This is a genomic window from Endozoicomonas sp. YOMI1 (genome assembly GCF_024606345.1).
In the GTDB taxonomy this organism is placed as follows: Bacteria; Pseudomonadota; Gammaproteobacteria; order Pseudomonadales; family Endozoicomonadaceae; genus Endozoicomonas.
This window is the reverse complement of record NZ_JAHHPM010000117.1, coordinates 1-16,026: the sequence shown is the minus strand read 5'-3', so window position 1 is coordinate 16,026 and position 16,026 is coordinate 1. Positions and strand designations below refer to the sequence as shown.

12 protein-coding genes are annotated in these 16,026 nt (G+C 47.1%); 7 read left to right on the top strand and 5 right to left on the bottom strand.

What is annotated here, in order from left to right; all coding sequences use genetic code 11:
• Window positions 1-142: 142 nt before the first annotated feature.
• Window positions 143-2,332: a hypothetical protein gene (locus KDK15_RS04410; protein ID WP_257294152.1), complete on the bottom strand. Its 2,190-nt coding sequence runs from the start codon at window positions 2,330-2,332 to the stop codon at window positions 143-145.
• A gap of 267 nt (window positions 2,333-2,599) precedes the next feature.
• Between KDK15_RS04410 and KDK15_RS04405 the strand changes: the two genes are divergently transcribed.
• Together KDK15_RS04405 and KDK15_RS04400 are read left to right on the top strand one after the other, a co-directional pair.
• Window positions 2,600-3,025 (top strand): hypothetical protein, encoded by a 426-nt coding sequence (locus KDK15_RS04405; RefSeq protein WP_257294151.1) that lies wholly within the window; start codon window positions 2,600-2,602, stop codon window positions 3,023-3,025.
• A gap of 263 nt (window positions 3,026-3,288) precedes the next feature.
• A complete protein-coding gene (locus KDK15_RS04400; protein ID WP_257294150.1) occupies window positions 3,289-3,681 on the top strand; it encodes a hypothetical protein in 393 nt (130 codons plus the stop codon).
• Between the two features lie 42 nt (window positions 3,682-3,723).
• Here the strand turns inward: KDK15_RS04400 and KDK15_RS04395 are convergent, their stop codons facing one another.
• Together KDK15_RS04395 and KDK15_RS04390 are read right to left on the bottom strand one after the other, a co-directional pair.
• Window positions 3,724-4,176 (bottom strand): Lrp/AsnC family transcriptional regulator, encoded by a 453-nt coding sequence (locus KDK15_RS04395; RefSeq protein WP_257294149.1) that lies wholly within the window; start codon window positions 4,174-4,176, stop codon window positions 3,724-3,726.
• Window positions 4,169-5,095, bottom strand: a complete 927-nt coding sequence (locus KDK15_RS04390; protein WP_257294148.1) for an SIS domain-containing protein — start codon at window positions 5,093-5,095, stop codon at window positions 4,169-4,171. The genes KDK15_RS04395 and KDK15_RS04390 overlap by 8 nt, the downstream gene beginning before the upstream one ends.
• A gap of 383 nt (window positions 5,096-5,478) precedes the next feature.
• Here KDK15_RS04390 and KDK15_RS04385 point away from each other — a divergent pair, with 383 nt between their 5' ends.
• Window positions 5,479-5,931, top strand: coding sequence for a hypothetical protein (locus tag KDK15_RS04385; protein ID WP_257294147.1), 453 nt, complete (start codon window positions 5,479-5,481; stop codon window positions 5,929-5,931).
• 147 nt (window positions 5,932-6,078) lie between these two features.
• On the opposite strand, the gene KDK15_RS04380 is transcribed toward KDK15_RS04385, so the two are convergent.
• Window positions 6,079-6,393, bottom strand: a complete 315-nt coding sequence (locus tag KDK15_RS04380) for a Rieske (2Fe-2S) protein (protein ID WP_257294146.1) — start codon at window positions 6,391-6,393, stop codon at window positions 6,079-6,081.
• A 466-nt stretch (window positions 6,394-6,859) separates the two neighbouring features.
• On the opposite strand from KDK15_RS04380, the gene KDK15_RS04375 reads away from it, so the two are divergent.
• The 4 genes from KDK15_RS04375 to KDK15_RS04360 all read left to right on the top strand — a co-directional run bounded on the left by KDK15_RS04375 (window position 6,860) and on the right by KDK15_RS04360 (window position 13,258).
• Window positions 6,860-8,023, top strand: a complete 1,164-nt coding sequence (locus KDK15_RS04375; protein WP_257294145.1) for a hypothetical protein — start codon at window positions 6,860-6,862, stop codon at window positions 8,021-8,023.
• A 404-nt stretch (window positions 8,024-8,427) separates the two neighbouring features.
• Window positions 8,428-10,452, top strand: a complete 2,025-nt coding sequence (locus tag KDK15_RS04370) for a transglycosylase SLT domain-containing protein (RefSeq protein ID WP_257294144.1) — start codon at window positions 8,428-8,430, stop codon at window positions 10,450-10,452.
• 90 nt (window positions 10,453-10,542) lie between these two features.
• Window positions 10,543-11,778: a flavodoxin-dependent (E)-4-hydroxy-3-methylbut-2-enyl-diphosphate synthase gene (gene ispG, locus KDK15_RS04365; protein WP_257294143.1), complete on the top strand. Its 1,236-nt coding sequence runs from the start codon at window positions 10,543-10,545 to the stop codon at window positions 11,776-11,778.
• A 223-nt stretch (window positions 11,779-12,001) separates the two neighbouring features.
• Window positions 12,002-13,258, top strand: coding sequence for an MFS transporter (locus tag KDK15_RS04360; RefSeq protein ID WP_257294142.1), 1,257 nt, complete (start codon window positions 12,002-12,004; stop codon window positions 13,256-13,258).
• On the opposite strand, the gene KDK15_RS04355 is transcribed toward KDK15_RS04360, so the two are convergent.
• Window positions 13,255-15,642, bottom strand: coding sequence for a penicillin acylase family protein (locus tag KDK15_RS04355; protein ID WP_257294141.1), 2,388 nt, complete (start codon window positions 15,640-15,642; stop codon window positions 13,255-13,257). The two genes, KDK15_RS04360 and KDK15_RS04355, sit on opposite strands and share 4 nt — an antisense overlap.
• Window positions 15,643-16,026: the final 384 nt, after the last annotated feature.

Genomic DNA, 16,026 nt, shown 5'->3' with positions numbered 1-16,026 from the left:
TTGGTCTTGAAACATGTTTTAAGCTAATGCATATCAAAGACAAACAAGGCAATACTGTTATGAGTCATTGTTCAAAACTCCATGATCGTTTGAATAAGGAATACAACAGTAGGTTTCAGACACTCTCCGATGGAGTTAAAGGTCAGGAGAGTTGAACAGAACTCACTGACCTTTTAGAAATATCTCCGGGCAATATCTGATCCCAGTCTTTTATAGTTAACTTGGATAAGCCACAGTAAATTGCATTATTTTTGGTTTCCATCATCAGTTCACGCACCTGTTTGAAGAAAGCCCCTCCAAACCCGCCGCGCAAAAACAGCGCCAGGTCATCATCATTATTGCTTGCCTTTGGCTCAAGCAAGGATCTTATCTCTGTATCATGAGCCACATTCCCATAAAACAATTGCTCAATAATTTTATCCAGCAGACTTTGTTGACCTTCCCCGTCCCTGAGAAATGGTGCCATTAGGGCATTATCAGTAAATTCCTCTCTAAGGATCTGAAATAGCGCGGGAACCAGGAATGAAAAATTATCACAAATATCACCAACCAACTCATTCACATCTATATCACGTCCAGCATCTTCCCTACTCATAGGACACTCTACAGTAGTTGCCCTGAAGACTTCAAAACGCCTGAAAGACAGGGAGGGAAGTTGCAATCTCAGATTGGGCATATTTAATCCTGAAGTACGATAAGCGATAAGTTTATCTAAATTCACCCGGTTTCTTCGTAACCTTTTGCCACCCTCAATGAGTTTTACCTTGAGGGCTTCAGGAATCGCCTCAGGTAACAGGCTATTGGCCAGAGAAAGCCATGCCAGCCATTCCTGCTGTTCTTCGCTCAACACCCCACTGCTATAAGTGATCGATTCCAGGAGGCATGGACGAAAGTGTGCTTCCTCAAAATGATTCGTCCCAACCATTCCTGCAAACCTGGACACCAAATCCTGAGTTGCTGTCGGGGATAACAATGGCCTTAGCTTTTTACACAAGTCCAGAGCCACAGAATAGTAGTTGTATGCCTGCAAATCATCGGCGAGGCTTCTGCCAAGCTGTTCAATTCTCGATCGCTCAGCATTGGCAACAGGATTGTGCATGGCAGAGGCAGACTGCTGTCTGGCTGGAGGTGAATCAGGCAGCTCAGGCAGCGGGGTATCGCCATCAGGCCGCAAAGGAAGATAAGCCTTGCCCAGCAGATTCATAAAAGTAGCGCTGTTCGCCCCTTCCTGAATCAGGGGGCGATCAACACAGCTGATCCATTCAAATAATGGTTTGGGTACCGGGCCACAATACAGAAGCTCGACAGGTTCATGAACAGAATTATCCCATTCCCTGTTCTGCAAATCATAGAATGGCACCTTCAACGACGTTTGTAACGCCTGAAGCCGTTCAAGGCTTTCCAGTGGACTCAATATCAAAACAACCGTTTTCTCGAATGCTGAAGTATGGCTTTTAACCGCCCCTGAAAGCAGTCTTCTGATAATCACGTCATGGGCAGGCTCCAGGGCCTGATGGTGAATACCATAAAGTGGAAGCAGATGAATTCTACCGGCTTCAGTATCTCTCAAGACTTTTATCAGGCTGGCGGCTCTTGAGTCGCCCTTCATTAGCTCCTGGATATCCGGTTTATGAGGTAAATAAGCGGTCTGATAGTTGGCCAGTGCTGGAAGATCCAGATTCTGATGCATGCCATTGCATCGTTCAATTCTGGGCGTCGTATTGTTCCATTTGAAGGGCGGGATAACAATCGCCACTTTCGACAGCAACCATGAGCGATTACCGTTCATGGCCCAAAAACCAAGGGGTTGCTCCAAAGATCTGTGGTTAATACTGCAATGATCCGCCAACTGTTTAAAAGGAATACACTCACACACCAGGCCAGAATAATGCAGAGTCTGTACCCCATCATTCCCGGGGTTAAATTCTGGCATGAATAATCGGAGCTTATCCTTCATCCGCCCCCATTCATCCTCACCATTAACTTTGAGAACCAGCTCAACCCTGCCTTTAAAGCCAAGGCGAGCCAGTCCTTCGATGATACTGAATGCAGCAGTATGATCTCCCTGGCCAGGAGCCTCTGCAAGCCCCACCCGGATAACAGGAATGGTGACTAGCTTTTCAGACAGGCTACAGTCCGCAGTATCAACCTTCCTCTTACCCAGCAGGGTTTGATCAATGTCTTTTTTTGACGACTCATGAGCACAACTGGATAAATGCCCGCTGGCAGCGATAGCTCTAATAGATGTATGAACTGGAGAATCAGGAGGTCGCTTGCCACCCCCATCCATCGATCGCCTGGTCAAGGCATTTACAGGCAGTGAAGAATCCACGGCTACACCCGATCAACAAAAATGACTTAATATAGCTCTTCCCTTGTCCCGCTGCCCTGACAAGCCCGAAAGTAATACTAACCATCAACTTGTGAAACCTTTCAACCGAAACAAATAAACAAATCCTCCCCAAATGGTCTACTTTTCTAACGGCGTTCTTGCTGCAGCATAAAAAGTCAATTGAACTGGAAAGGTGACACAGGATGCTATTTCCAGCTGTGGTGATGGCCGCTAACTCAATCTCATTTAATGAATGGTCTGATACCCATGAAACGTTTGCTGACATTTATATTACTATTTTCAATTGCACAATTATCAATCGCTGCCCAATATCTGGATATGCCGCCAAGCTATGAAGAGGCAACGACCTTTACAATTCACTTGAAACCGGGTGATGACAAAGAAATCAGCATGAATGAAATCTTTCGTCTTTCCAGCGAGGGTTATACGTCAATAAGAATCAAAGTTGCTGCTACCAGGGTAAATAATAGAGCCAGGCCAACCAGGCGTTACCCGCTTTTCCATAACGATATAGCTGAACGAATCCCTCATTGCCGCCTGTTAAGGCAGCATGACTATGATGATAATTATCGGGTCTTACTGGACAACACAATTTATCAGTCCAATCTCAGTTATGATGATGCCACTTTACTGATTGGCAAACTCGTATCGGTGAATGCCTGTACATTTTGATGACTATAGGCACAGCCGTTAAAAAATCCTGACTTGGCTCTTCATAACAGGGCCAAGGAGTAAGTAGTTAACCAAATGAAATCATATTTTCTGATGATGGAGATTTGATAACGTTAAGAATCTCTCCGATTCGAAAAACCATTTTGTCCCTGCATAAATTCTCTTCAACTCTCAATAATGGAACTTTTATCCAATTTATCAGTCTTATCTTATATTAGTGAAATACAATTATGATATTTGAATATTTTAAAAGGACTGATTCCATGAAACTCACCCGATTACTTTTCAGACTATTCGCCCTGATACTGTTTATTGTTGTCCTGCCAGTTAAGGCTTTTGAACCTTCTGCGCTTACTTTAAATAATGACTTACCCCCCAGCTATGAAGATGCCGTGGCTTATTCCACGTATACCATCCAGCTCAAGCCCGGGGATAACAAATTCATCAGCTTCGTTGAACTTTTCGGTCAAGGCTATTACAACCTGAGAGTCAAGGTAGCCAGTGATTTGAAACAGCCACACTGCCGTCTCTTTAAGCAGAGTAACGGTTATTACCGTGTTCAACTGGATAACATGACTTATGATTCAAACCTGCATTATGACGATGCCGTCTTAGAGATTGGTAAACTCGTATCTGTGAACGCCTGTCGATTCTGATCCCTGCGAAGATTGTAATGATGGGAGAAGTATTGCTCCCTTTCACAAAGGAAGTGCTGTCGTGTACTTCATCTGTTCCATGGCAAAGCTCGAGGTTACATCGGTCAGCCCATCCACCGTGTTGACCAGCTCCTTATAGAAACGATCAAATGACTGAATATCTTTCACGACAATCCTGAGCAAATAGTCGTATTCACCACTCATTCGATAGCACTCAGCAATTTCCGGATAGCTGGCCACCACCTTGCCAAAAGACGCCAGCCATTCGCTGTTGTGATGACGGGTTTTAATATGAACAAAAACAGAAACCCCTAACCCAACCTTGTCAGGATTGACCAGGGCGACACGCCTGGTGATATATCCTTCAGCTTCCAGACGCTTAATGCGCTTCCAGCAGGGCGTTGGTGACAAACTGACTTTCTCAGCCAGCTCAGCCAACGAGGGAGTCGTATCCTCCTGCAACTCCCGCAGTATGTTTCGGTCAATTTTATCCATTCAGCAGGCCCACCACATTCTGGTCACGATCTTTCACCACCAGCGTATGAACGCCCTGCTCTTTCAGTAACAGCCGGGCCTCTTCAGCACTGATATTTTCCTGAACACAGACCGGTGAACCATTCATAATATTTCTTGCATTGATACCCTTAAGACTCTCAACACCCGCCAGATTTCGGCGCAGGTCACCATCAGTAATAATGCCACACAGCAAATCGCCTTCCATAACCAGACACAGGTTGGTTCGATGGCAGGTCATGGTCTGCATGACCTGCGTGAGACTACAATCAGGGGTTACCACGGCCAGATCACCACGGCGGACCACATCACGGACCCAGACCATTTTCTGGTCACTTTGCTGCGCTTCGGGGGAACTGAACAAGCGTCGGCGAATCAGGGTTTCAGCCAACAAGTCACCAATAGCCAGCAGAACCGTGGTATAGGTCGTGGGGGCCTGCTCCCGGTCTTCACGACTCTCAACCACACTGGCATCCAGCACGATATCCGCCTGCTCAGCAACCGGCCCCGCCGGATCACCGGTAATGGCAATCACTTTGTTACCCATTTGCCGGATTGCCGGATAAAGCCGTAGCAGCTCCTCCGTCCTGCCACTGTACGACAGCATGACAATAACGTCACCGGGACCAATCATACTCAGATTGTCTTCCCAGGTTTCAGCGGCATTCAGTATGTGCGTGGACAGGCCTGTGGCATAAAGCGTTGCAGCGATTTTCTGCCCCACCAGACCAGACTGCTTCATACCAAACATGATCGCGCGTCCACGACACTCGGCCAATAGCTCCAGGGCAGCAGTGAAGCTACCATTGATCCTGGCTTCCAGTGACTTGAGTGCTTCGATCTGTCCGGCAACACTGTTGCGCATGACATCAGAAACCAGCAGGTTGTGATCTAATTTCATAGTCCATCCCTTCTAATCATTTTCCATCAGTTTGACACAGAGATGTTGATAGATAATTGATCAGGAGCATTGATGCATAAAAAAAGTGGGTTAAGGAACATGTAGAGCCCCATTTGTATAAGATGTCGCAGATAACCTGGCATATTTGGAAGGAGTAGCTGCCGAGCTTCAATTCAGTGGTTTCGGTATTACCCAGACAGCTGTACCTTCGGGTATTGAGAGACCTTCCAAAGCAAACATTATGACTCGCCAACGAGACTCGGCCAACAGCTCCAGGGCAAAAGTGAAGCTACCATTGATTAATGCATAAAGCATTTGGGTTAAGGAACTTTTACTATTCTTGATCGTCAAATCAGGAGTTATTAACCAAAATTGGAGAACTCATGAATATTGGCAATATGGCAACAGGTTTGGCGGGGGTTGGTTTGACAGCTGCCGTCAGTCTCAGTACTGGTGTAGCTGACTCTTCCATTCTGACCAAGTGGCAAACCCGGACTGTCATGGCTCTTTCTAGTATCCTAGGAACCAGCTTAAGTCTGGTGCAATGCATCCGGGAAGGCAGAAACGTATCCGCCAGAACAATGGCGACACTGGCAACGAACGTTTGCGTTCTTACATACAGTAACCTGCAACCCTGGGCTGATTTCACACAAGAATTTGAGATTTTTAAGGAAGCAGATTGTTTTGCGGAATTTATGAAGAAAGGTGAAATGAGCATGCCGAAATGCCAACCCTATCTTCATAAGGCTGAAATTAAAGAAATGACGTTAGAGCACACAATAGATGACCGTTCGTACAAGACTTGGCGTAAAACCTGGTATAGTTGGAAGCAGTAGCTGCCGATCTTCAATTCAGGGGGCGTGGGATTATCCATCCAGTTATACCTTCGGCTATTGCGAGGCGCTACAACGCAATGTGTAGTTCATATCAACAGCACAATACTCACTGGGCACAAGTAGCATAGATGATATATTCAGTGGGTATTATTTCAGGTAGACAACACCCTCAATGACTTCGCACTCCAGGGCGGTCAGTCTGTCCCCCGGACATGGCCCGGCAATACACTCCCCCGTTTCAATCAGAAACCGGGCACCGTGGGTAGCGCACTGAATCAGCCGTTTTTCAGAATCCAGAAACTGATCCGGCTGCCACTCAAGGTTAATCCCAAAATGCGGGCAACTATTTTCGTAAACGTACACCTGATCGCCTTTGCGAATTGCAAAGACATGTCCACGCTCATTACGAAAGCCTTTGCTACCGGGATCCTGCAGCTCATCAATAGAACACAAACGAATCATTACTTCCCCATGAAATCAAACGGCTAACCCTATGAGGCTGTCCGGGAATAGACTGACCGACGAGAAAAGTCGCTAAAGATAATACCATCCCTCACCAGAAAAACCGATACAAACCATCGACGTCCTTAAGTAGTAGGCCAAATGCAATCGTAGATTTCTGGCTAAGTGGACAGTTACTATGCAAGGCGCAACGCAGGAGCAGTTGCCGAGAGTGACTGATCATTTAGTCAGAAAATATGATTTCATTAGGTTAACTACTTTTCCAACCTATCGAAGAGCGTTTTGTTTTGGTTCCCAAAAGCCCTCACTACGTTTTGGAGTGACAGGCAGGAAATTTTCGCAGATGGAACTTTTTCCCGGAATTGGACTCAAATAGTATATCAAATAACATCAACTGCCGGTTTTTGTGGTATTGAAAAGTCAGCTTAAAAATTCAGCCAGGAAAGGAAAGGAAAGGAAAGGAATTATGATATATCCAACTGATTTAAGTTATATAGTAAGCATTACAGCCTCAAATGAGATGACTAAACCCGGTAAATTTGTGAAAAGATCCATTTTTTCAAAATCATTATCAATACCATCAACTTCTCAAAATATTGCTAATGGTCATAATCCCTTCATCAATCAGATGCTTTCAAAGAAGGATGAAACAGACCTATCCAAAATAAATTTGGATGCAAGAGTAGTTAAGAGAATAATAAATGGCCCTGATGGACTTGAGCCTGGCTATTTACGGGCAGTTAATGAAATAGCATTAGCCCTTCAATCTCAATTTGATTCAAATGAATTAACTTCAGGCTTCCCTGTCAGAGAGCTTTATAGATTATTTATTGATAGAAAAGATTGGCAGTCTGAACATGTTTTTTTTGCGTATGAAGATGAACCTGGTTACACGAAAGCCATGTTATCCGCTTTTCTGGAAATGAAAAGTATTCTTTCAGATGGTGCTTTAGATTTAGAAAAAATTACAAAGATCCATGATCTATGTATTCAGGGTGTTTCTGATAAAAATGGACAACCACTGCCCAATAGTAACTGTGTTGACTTCTGCTCAGTAAGTCTTTTTTTCAACAACACTGGGGATTCAAACTGTACTAAGAAAGGTTTCAGGGAAATAACAGAGCTAGCGAAAGACAAAAAAGGGATTGAGATTTTCAACTATATGCCTTTGATTGATGAGACTTACACTGAAATCGATGGAGAGGTTAATCCTGTTCAGCTTGATTACTACCAAAGTGGAGAAAGTATAAACATAGGAAGTGTTTATCACAACATACCTGCAAATAGAGAAAACATTAAAACATATTGTGATAAATTCAATAAACAAATTTTTATTATCAAAACTACCTGTAACTCTGAAGAAGTAATCCAGCGTAAAATTATAACCACAATAGCTGAAGTGTGTCGAAATATTCAGGTAACTCATCCATTTCAAGATGGTAATGCAAGAACTATAGGTTGCCTGTTAGTCAATGGACTACTGATGGCCGAAGGAATGTCGCCAGCAATAATTCCGGATGCTAATTCCTTTGACGGTCATTCAGTGGATGAACTTGTTGAGATTATTAAAGAAGGCCAACAACAGTTTCAGGGTTTGAGAAGGCGACCCCGTCTAGGCGACCCCGTCTAGGCGACCCCGTAGCGAGGACAGCAGAAAATTGAGGATAAAAATTCAGGGAAACCGCAGTCGGGTAAGCTCCACGAAATTCACTAAGAGCCTGTTTTTTGCAGGCTCCTTTGGCGACGAACGCACCCCCCGCCCGCCGCAGGAAAGCTCTACTTTACGCGCAGGCGCAGCCATGTTTTGCAAGTTCCGACTCTACACACTGTTATCAATCTGCCGATTGACTGTTGTAAGCTGACAAAATATAACAATATATAAAGAGTTGCCATGAGACGCTCACCAAACGTCCATCAATGCTTTCGCAGGGTGAGCTACTCACGGCTAATTGGCAACGCTTTTATCACACCAAAAGTAAGACAGGACGTTTTACGCAGTCACTAACACGGATCATAGAGATTAAAGCTTTTGTTATGTTGAACAAATTATCTCATTGCTTACTCTTTTTTTCATTGGCCGCATCACTTCTGCTCCCGCAATACAGCCTGGCTAACGAGTCAGAACGGCAGCAGAGGCTTTTCAAGCATGTCGAAAAAGCACTGAAGACAGGTGATCATCAACTTTATGAGAGTTATCGATCCGAGCTCAGTGATTACCCTCTGGCTCCCTACCTTGAGTACCTTAGCCTCGCAAACAATCTCGATCGCATCAACCAGAGCGATATTGACCAATTTGCCAGCAAATACCCCGATTTACCTCAAACCAACCAGCTCCATTACAAATGGCTGCGGTATCTGGCCAGTAACCAGCGCTGGAAATCCTATCTTGCTGCCTATCAGCAGGATGATGGTGGCCGCTATCAGTGCCTGAAAGGCATAGCCCTGCAAACATTGGGACATACAGAACAAGCATGGTTGGAGGCAAAAAGCCTCTGGCTGAAAGGAAAGTCACAACACAAGGCCTGCGATCCTTTATTCGAAAGCTGGAAAGCCTCTGGAGAACTCACTCAAAGCCTGATTATTGCCCGCTTCTGGATGGCTGCAGAGCAAAACAACCTGTCCCTTGCCCGCTACCTGAATAAGTCAATTAAAGATACTTCTTTCAAGGTATCAACAGAGCTGTTCTGGGAAGTCAACAAACATCCCGAACTGCTTCATACCGCCCGCTTTAATGGTGACCTGGAACATCAGCGGATCATTATGCTTCATGGCATCAAGAAACTGATTTCCAAAAACCTGGACCTTGCCGTCAGTACCTGGTTGCCAATGCGCAACAACCATCCTTTTTCCCCGGAGCAGCGATCCGTTGTCGACCAGCGGATTGCGATGAAAGCTGCCAAGAACTTTGTTGACAACGCCGAAGAAATTATTGCCAGTATTGATCCCGATTTCCATTATCAAAAGGTCACTGAGTGGCGAATCAGACTGGCACTGGCTGATCAGGACTGGGAAAGAGTCCTGATACTGTTAGAACATCTGCCAGTGGCTATCAGAAACGGCAGCCGCTGGCGCTATTGGAACGAAGTCGCTCTCCTCAAGTTTCAGGAGGCAAGTTATCAGCTGGTCGGGATGCCTCTTCCGAGTAAACCCTCTCTGCTGAAAACGCCGACGCTGAATGCGCTGGGCCAGGAGCGGAACTTTTACGCTTTTCTGGTGGCAGACCTGAAAGGACAACCCTTTCAACTTAACCACCAGCAGAAAGCCGTTCGCCAGCAGGACCTGCAGAAGCTCAAGCAATATTACCCGGGCTTCAAGCGTATTCGTGAGTGGCTTCACCATAAGCGCTTTTATAACGCCCAGATGGAGCTTAACCGGATAACCCCAAGTCTGGATAAAACCCAGAAACAATTAATTCCCTATCTCGCCCATCAATGGGAATGGCATCATCAGGCTATTATGGCAGCAGCCCGGGCAACGCTCTGGGACGACCTTAGCCTCCGCTTCCCGTCACCGGACGCCGAGATTTTCAGTGCCCAGGCAAAAAAACGTGAGCTGGATTATCCATGGGTTCTGGCAATTGCCCGTCAGGAAAGTGCCTTCCACCCCATGGCGCGCTCCAGTGCTGGTGCCATGGGGTTAATGCAGTTGATGCCGACAACCGCGAAACAGGCGGCTAAACAGGCCAGAATACCGTACCGAAAGCAGTCAGAACTCTTTAAACCAGAAATTAACATCGCCCTTGGAACTACTCATCTGGCCTGGTTGTCCAAACGGTTTGAAAACAGTCGAATTCTGGCAACAGCGGCTTATAATGCCGGGAGTACTCCGGTTAAACGCTGGCTGAAGCAGAGAGGGCATCTGCCACTGGACATATGGATTGAGACCATTCCCTATGATGAGACTCGTAAATACGTCCAGAATGTCATGGCTTATCGTGTGATTTACAGTCTGCTGGAAAACCAGCCTGCACGTATGCTCTCATCTCAGGAGATGGCCTCCCTCAGTCTTAATCTGCAGGAGTCCAAGGTCATTGCCCTGAGAGACCATGGAAAACCATGATAGAACTCTTCGGTTTTTTCACTCAGGAAACATCATCAGGTTCTGATAAACTGATTGGTTCGAATTCTTATTACTTGGAGAACAACGTTTATGGACAGGCGTCACAAAACCCATGCTGTTCAGGTTGGACACGTCACCATTGGCGGTGATGCTCCCATCGTGGTTCAGTCAATGACGGACACAGATACCGCCGATGTCCAGAAAACCATTGACCAGATCCGCCTGCTGGCTGAAGCAGGCTCTGAAATCGTTCGCGTAACGGTGAATACTGAGGAAGCCGCGGCCGCTATTCCGGCAATCTATGAAGGGCTGGCCAAACACAACTGCAATGTTCCTATTGTCGGGGACTTCCATTACAACGGCCACCTGTTGCTGACGAAATATGATGAAACAGCAAGACTGCTGCATAAATACCGGATCAACCCAGGCAATGTAGGCTTTGGTAATAAGAAGGATGACCGCTTTAATGCAATGATTGACGTTGCCATTAAATACGATAAACCGGTGCGCATCGGCGTTAACTGGGGCAGCCTGGATAAAGAGCTCTCTACCCAGCTGATGGATGAAAATGCCCGCTCCGCTAACCCAAGACCTTCCCAGGAAATACTCCACGAAGCGTTGGTCCTGTCTTCCCTGACCAGTGCCGATGCTGCGGTTAAGCGTGGCCTTGGAGCCAACAAAATCATCATCTCCTGTAAGGTCTCCCGGGTACAGGATCTGATCAGCGTCTACCAGATGCTGGCCGATCGTTGTGAATACGCGCTGCACCTTGGCTTGACCGAGGCCGGTATGGGCAGCAAGGGTATCGTGGCATCCAGTGTCGCCATGGGTATTCTTCTGCAGCAGGGTATTGGTAACACTATCCGGACTTCCCTGACGCCAGAGCCTGGTGCCTCCCGCGATAAAGAGGTGATTGTATCCCAGCAGATCCTTCAGGCCCTGAACGTTCGCAGTTTTGCTCCGGAAGTGACTGCCTGTCCTGGCTGTGGTCGTACCACCAGCACGTTCTTCCGGGTACTGACCGATGAAGTGGATGGCTTCCTGCGCAGTAAAATGGTGAACTGGCGCCACCAGTATGTCGGTGTGGAGAATATGAAAGTTGCTGTTATGGGCTGTGTGGTTAATGGTCCAGGGGAAAGCAAGCATGCCAATATCGGTATCAGTCTGCCCGGTACTGGTGAGGCACCTTCTGCCCCGGTATTTATCGATGGTGAGAAATTCACCACATTGAAAGGCGAGAATATCGCTGAAGACTATAAAAATCTGATCGAAGAGTATGTTCAGAAAACCTACGCACCTCGGGAACAGGTGATCGCCAGCAACTGATAAAAACAACACCGCCACACAGTGGCGGTTTCACCGTAATATTCTCTGTTCAGCGCAACCGTTACTAAAAACCTACGATAATATTGCTGAGTTCACCCACTCTTTGTTTTTCCCTCAGCAAAATTGACAAAGCAGACAACCCATCTAATTTCAAAACTGGCAGGACTTTTTTCCCAGCCAGTCTTTGCTTAACTTCATGGAATAAAACAACACAGGTTGTTCTATGAATTTAACACTGCGCCTAACAGTGGTGACCAGTTTCTGTGTGACGCTGGAGTTTTATAACTTCACCCTGCTGATTTTTCTGGCAAATGCCATTTCACTGAACTTTTTCCCAACCCCATTCGGTATAGGAAATATCATGCCGGTGTTCATGGTCTTTTTTGCCGGTTACCTTGCCCGATTTATCGTTGGGCTTATCTACAGCCACGGAGGTGATCAACCCGGGCGCAAACCTTATTACATACACTCGACGGTGCTAATGTCACTGAGTACTCTTGGCATTGCTCTAATTCCCGGGCATGACATCATTGGCAACATAGCGCCGTTACTGCTGCTTTGCTGTCGGCTTATTCAGGGAGTTTCTTTCGTTGGCGAAGTGCCTGGTTTCGCTGTCTTTGCATCCGGGTATTCAAGGAAAAACAGCAGAGGACGGGTAACCGGCCTGATTGTCAGTAGCCTGACGTTCAGCAATATACTGGCCAGTGGCGCAGTCTGGTTCATTCATAGCTGGTTTGGGGAACAGGCTGTTAATACATGGGCATGGCGCATCCCTTTTGTCTTAGGGGCAGTGATTGGCCTGATCAGCCTCTGGCTGAGGTATTCTCTGGCAGAAACCCCGGTCTTTGAATCCCCTGGTCATGCCAAACGTAAAACCCTTCCCGTTACCTCCCTGATGAAAGACTACAGAAGCCAAATGCTAAGGGGTGTGAGCCTTGCTGCAGCGCCAGCAGTAACAACATCTGTACTGTTGTTCATGCCCAGATTTCAACAACAGTACCTTCATCAACCAACATCCCGGTTTATGGGAAGCTTCGTGTTCTTCACCATCCTGGCCACTCTGAGTTTTATTTTTGCCATATTGTCAGATCGTGTCGGCAGACTCCCCCTGATCCGATATGGCTCTATCATGATCATTGCCACAGTGCCTGCTTCGACCTTCTTTCTACTGAACGGTATTATCAACCCAGTGATGGCCCTGCTTCCCTTATTAATCGCGCAGGGCATGATCAACGGGGCCTATGAATCCTCAATGGTTAAGCTGTTTCCTGCCGGGGCACGTTATACTGCAGTGGCTTTCTGCCATAACCTGGCATTCTGTATTTTTGGAGGAGCCACTCCCATGTTGCTGGAATGGTTATGCAACAATGGCTGGCTATTATCACCCGGGCTGTGGCCAGCAATCGCCAGCTTTGTCCTGATGGGTCTTTCACTTCATTGGAAAGATCGTTATCAGGACAAGCTTAACCCGGAGATTTAAGGCGTCAAAGTCAGGGTATATTTTGCATCTCCCGGTAAAAAGGGACTGGCTTTCCCTTCCACCCAGTCCATATAACCTGCGCTAAAGAAAGGAGAGAGAGGGTGACCACTCTGACCACCCGGCATATGAAATATTGCTTCATCTTCACGCCCGGGAGAAACCACCATCCGTTCAGACACCCCTTGATCGGCACGCTGAGCCCTGGGCATCCAGACATCGCCAGAGAGAGGCACGGCGGGCATCTCCAGCAGTTTGCCAAAGACGGGAATGGCACCACTCAATGGGTGACGGATATCAGCGGTATTTCTCTGCCCCCAGGTGGCACTGGCCAGCTGATCTATGCCTCCAAGATCGCTTATTACTTGATCCACGGTTTCGATCAGCAACTCATCCCAATTTTCGTACTGAGGACTCAGCCAATGTAGTGGTCGCTCTGCCAGAAGACGCCATATCATCTCACTTTCATGGTTTAACTTCTGCATAAAGCCATCTTCTACATCCTCTTTGGCTTCTGGAGAAAGGGACAGAAAGTAGCGCCCCAGTGACGACATGATCTTGAGTTTAAGAGCATCTTTATACTCACGGACCAAACGGTAACCAACTTCGTCGGTCGCAGCCTTTCCAGACCAGTTTTTCACATAACGATAAAACGTCTGCCGGGAAAGGTTACCTGCCATAATGTCGTCGGTGAGTGTATCCAGAACCAGCCGCCGCCAGTTATTCATATAAAGAGCACGATGATCCAGTGCAATCTCCAGCAAAGCCTGTTCATCAGCACGCTCAAGTGCCATCAACGCATCACGGATCTGTATCTGCCTGGGTCCGAGGGCATACCCCCCATTGCCCATCTTGTCGTAGTCTTCTCCGCTCACGATACGGGCATTGGCAGTCCATACTCTCTGATCCACAGGGTTAAATACGCGGGGATAATGCACCTCAGGGAGCCAGCCATCCCAGTTATCATCAGCCTGCTGCCAGGGCAGTGGGTAAGTGGAATCGATACCTGAACGGTTTGGAATCTGTCCGGCAACGGTCCAGCCGATATTGCCTTCACGGTCACCCACCGTAAAGTTCTGGGGTGGAATTCCACTGCGGTTGGCAATGGCCATTCCCTGTTCTACATTGCGGGTCACTTCCAGGTTCAACAGATTAGCATTGGTTGCCTCCGGACGATGGGCAGTCCAGCGCAGGGCATACTGCGTATTGTCGTAGGCCGAATCAACCACCGGCCCCCAATGGGTGCCTGAATATTCAACGACAACCGGTTCCTGATCTTTGATATTGATGGTTTCAGTCCAGTGCTCAAGGGGTTTCGGGCCATCATTGGTCATGTACTGGCCATCATCGATATCCAGCTCCACCAGATCAACCCAGTCACCACCGGTATTGGTAAAGCCCCAGGCGATGTGTGTATTGCTGCCAACCACAATAAACGGCGTACCCGGTAATGTGACTCCGGTAATACTGACCCTATCCTCTGGCTGGTCCGGGTGTGGGTAACTCAAGGACGCTCGATACCAGATGGTGGGCACCCGATGGCTCAAATGCATATCATCCTGAATGATGGCCCCACCATGGTCCGTTAACTCCCCGGATACTGCCCAGTTGTTACTGCCGATAAGACTGTCTTCCAGAGTAGTTCCACCCAGATTGGCATAGAGTTCTGCCTCTTTGCTGCGCAGGTCAACCAGCTCCGCCCCCGGGGTTGGCACATCTGGTAATTCACCAGGCTGCATTGGTGAATCCCAGCGGGTTTTCAGTGGCGAAAGAAAATCGATAACAGCAGGTACGGTTACACGACTGAGGAAGCCTTTCAGGTTATCCAGTTTCACTTCATCATCATTGAGATCCATATACATGCTGAAGATCGACAGAAAAGAGTCTTCATTTTTCCAGGGCTCAGGCTCCACACCCAGCAACAGATATTCAAAAGGCTTCTGTCCAAGATCTTTCAGGCCATGATTAACGCCATCGGTATAGGCCTTCAGAAGTGCCAGATGCTCAACGGTCATAATCTCAACCGCCTGCTGAGCGACCTTGCGGAACCGATGTTTTCTCTGGCGTTTATCATGATCCAGCGTTAGTTCACCCACCAGTTCAGACAGTTCGCCCGCAGAGTTGCGCCGGTTCAAATCCATCTGAAAAAATCGTTCCTGGGCATGGAGATACCCGGTAGCAAAGGCAACATCTGTACGATCACTGCCGGATATCAGGGGAATACCCTGAGCATCCCGCTCAATCGTAACCGAAGCATTCAGGAAGGGAGCCTTCACTTCACCTTCCAGCACGGGGAGACTTTGGCGAAGAAGAACAAAGACCGTGAGAATGGTCAGCAGGGATATTGATACAAGGAGAAAAAAGCCTCTCCTTAACCAGATCAGCATTGATACTACTCCATTGTTGTTATTATGTGGCTGGAAAAATAGCACAGTTTTACCAGGCTGCCCATTGAATCGTAAAACCAGGCTGAAGGGACTCTGGTCAAATGCAGATGCGCCAAATACATTGCCAGCTCTCATCAAAACAGCATCATAAAAATTATCACTTTGTTCAACGTTGTAAATCCCGATAGAATATTGCGCATTTTTAATGGTGTTAACGTACTAATCACTGGTGCTACGCCTGAGTTCCCTCACCTCAACTAAAAAGGACTTGCAATGCAAACCAGCAATCGCGGCCTGAACATGCTGCTTTTATTACCGATATTCCATATCGTGTAACCATTCGCTAAATCCATTATTCAAGCATCAATAGCCCTGTTCAGCTAT

What these genes read in the sequence shown, in the direction of transcription:
- KDK15_RS04405 (WP_257294151.1), top strand. Translation starts at nt 2,600, where the DNA reads ATGAAACGTTTGCTGACATTTATATTACTATTTTCAATTGCACAATTA.
- KDK15_RS04400 (WP_257294150.1), top strand. Translation starts at nt 3,289, where the DNA reads ATGAAACTCACCCGATTACTTTTCAGACTATTCGCCCTGATACTGTTT.
- KDK15_RS04395 (WP_257294149.1), bottom strand. Translation starts at nt 4,176, where the DNA reads ATGGATAAAATTGACCGAAACATACTGCGGGAGTTGCAGGAGGATACG.
- KDK15_RS04390 (WP_257294148.1), bottom strand. Translation starts at nt 5,095, where the DNA reads ATGAAATTAGATCACAACCTGCTGGTTTCTGATGTCATGCGCAACAGT.
- KDK15_RS04385 (WP_257294147.1), top strand. Translation starts at nt 5,479, where the DNA reads ATGAATATTGGCAATATGGCAACAGGTTTGGCGGGGGTTGGTTTGACA.
- KDK15_RS04380 (WP_257294146.1), bottom strand. Translation starts at nt 6,393, where the DNA reads ATGATTCGTTTGTGTTCTATTGATGAGCTGCAGGATCCCGGTAGCAAA.
- KDK15_RS04375 (WP_257294145.1), top strand. Translation starts at nt 6,860, where the DNA reads ATGATATATCCAACTGATTTAAGTTATATAGTAAGCATTACAGCCTCA.
- KDK15_RS04370 (WP_257294144.1), top strand. Translation starts at nt 8,428, where the DNA reads ATGTTGAACAAATTATCTCATTGCTTACTCTTTTTTTCATTGGCCGCA.
- ispG (WP_257294143.1), top strand. Translation starts at nt 10,543, where the DNA reads ATGGACAGGCGTCACAAAACCCATGCTGTTCAGGTTGGACACGTCACC.
- KDK15_RS04360 (WP_257294142.1), top strand. Translation starts at nt 12,002, where the DNA reads ATGAATTTAACACTGCGCCTAACAGTGGTGACCAGTTTCTGTGTGACG.
- KDK15_RS04355 (WP_257294141.1), bottom strand. Translation starts at nt 15,642, where the DNA reads ATGCTGATCTGGTTAAGGAGAGGCTTTTTTCTCCTTGTATCAATATCC.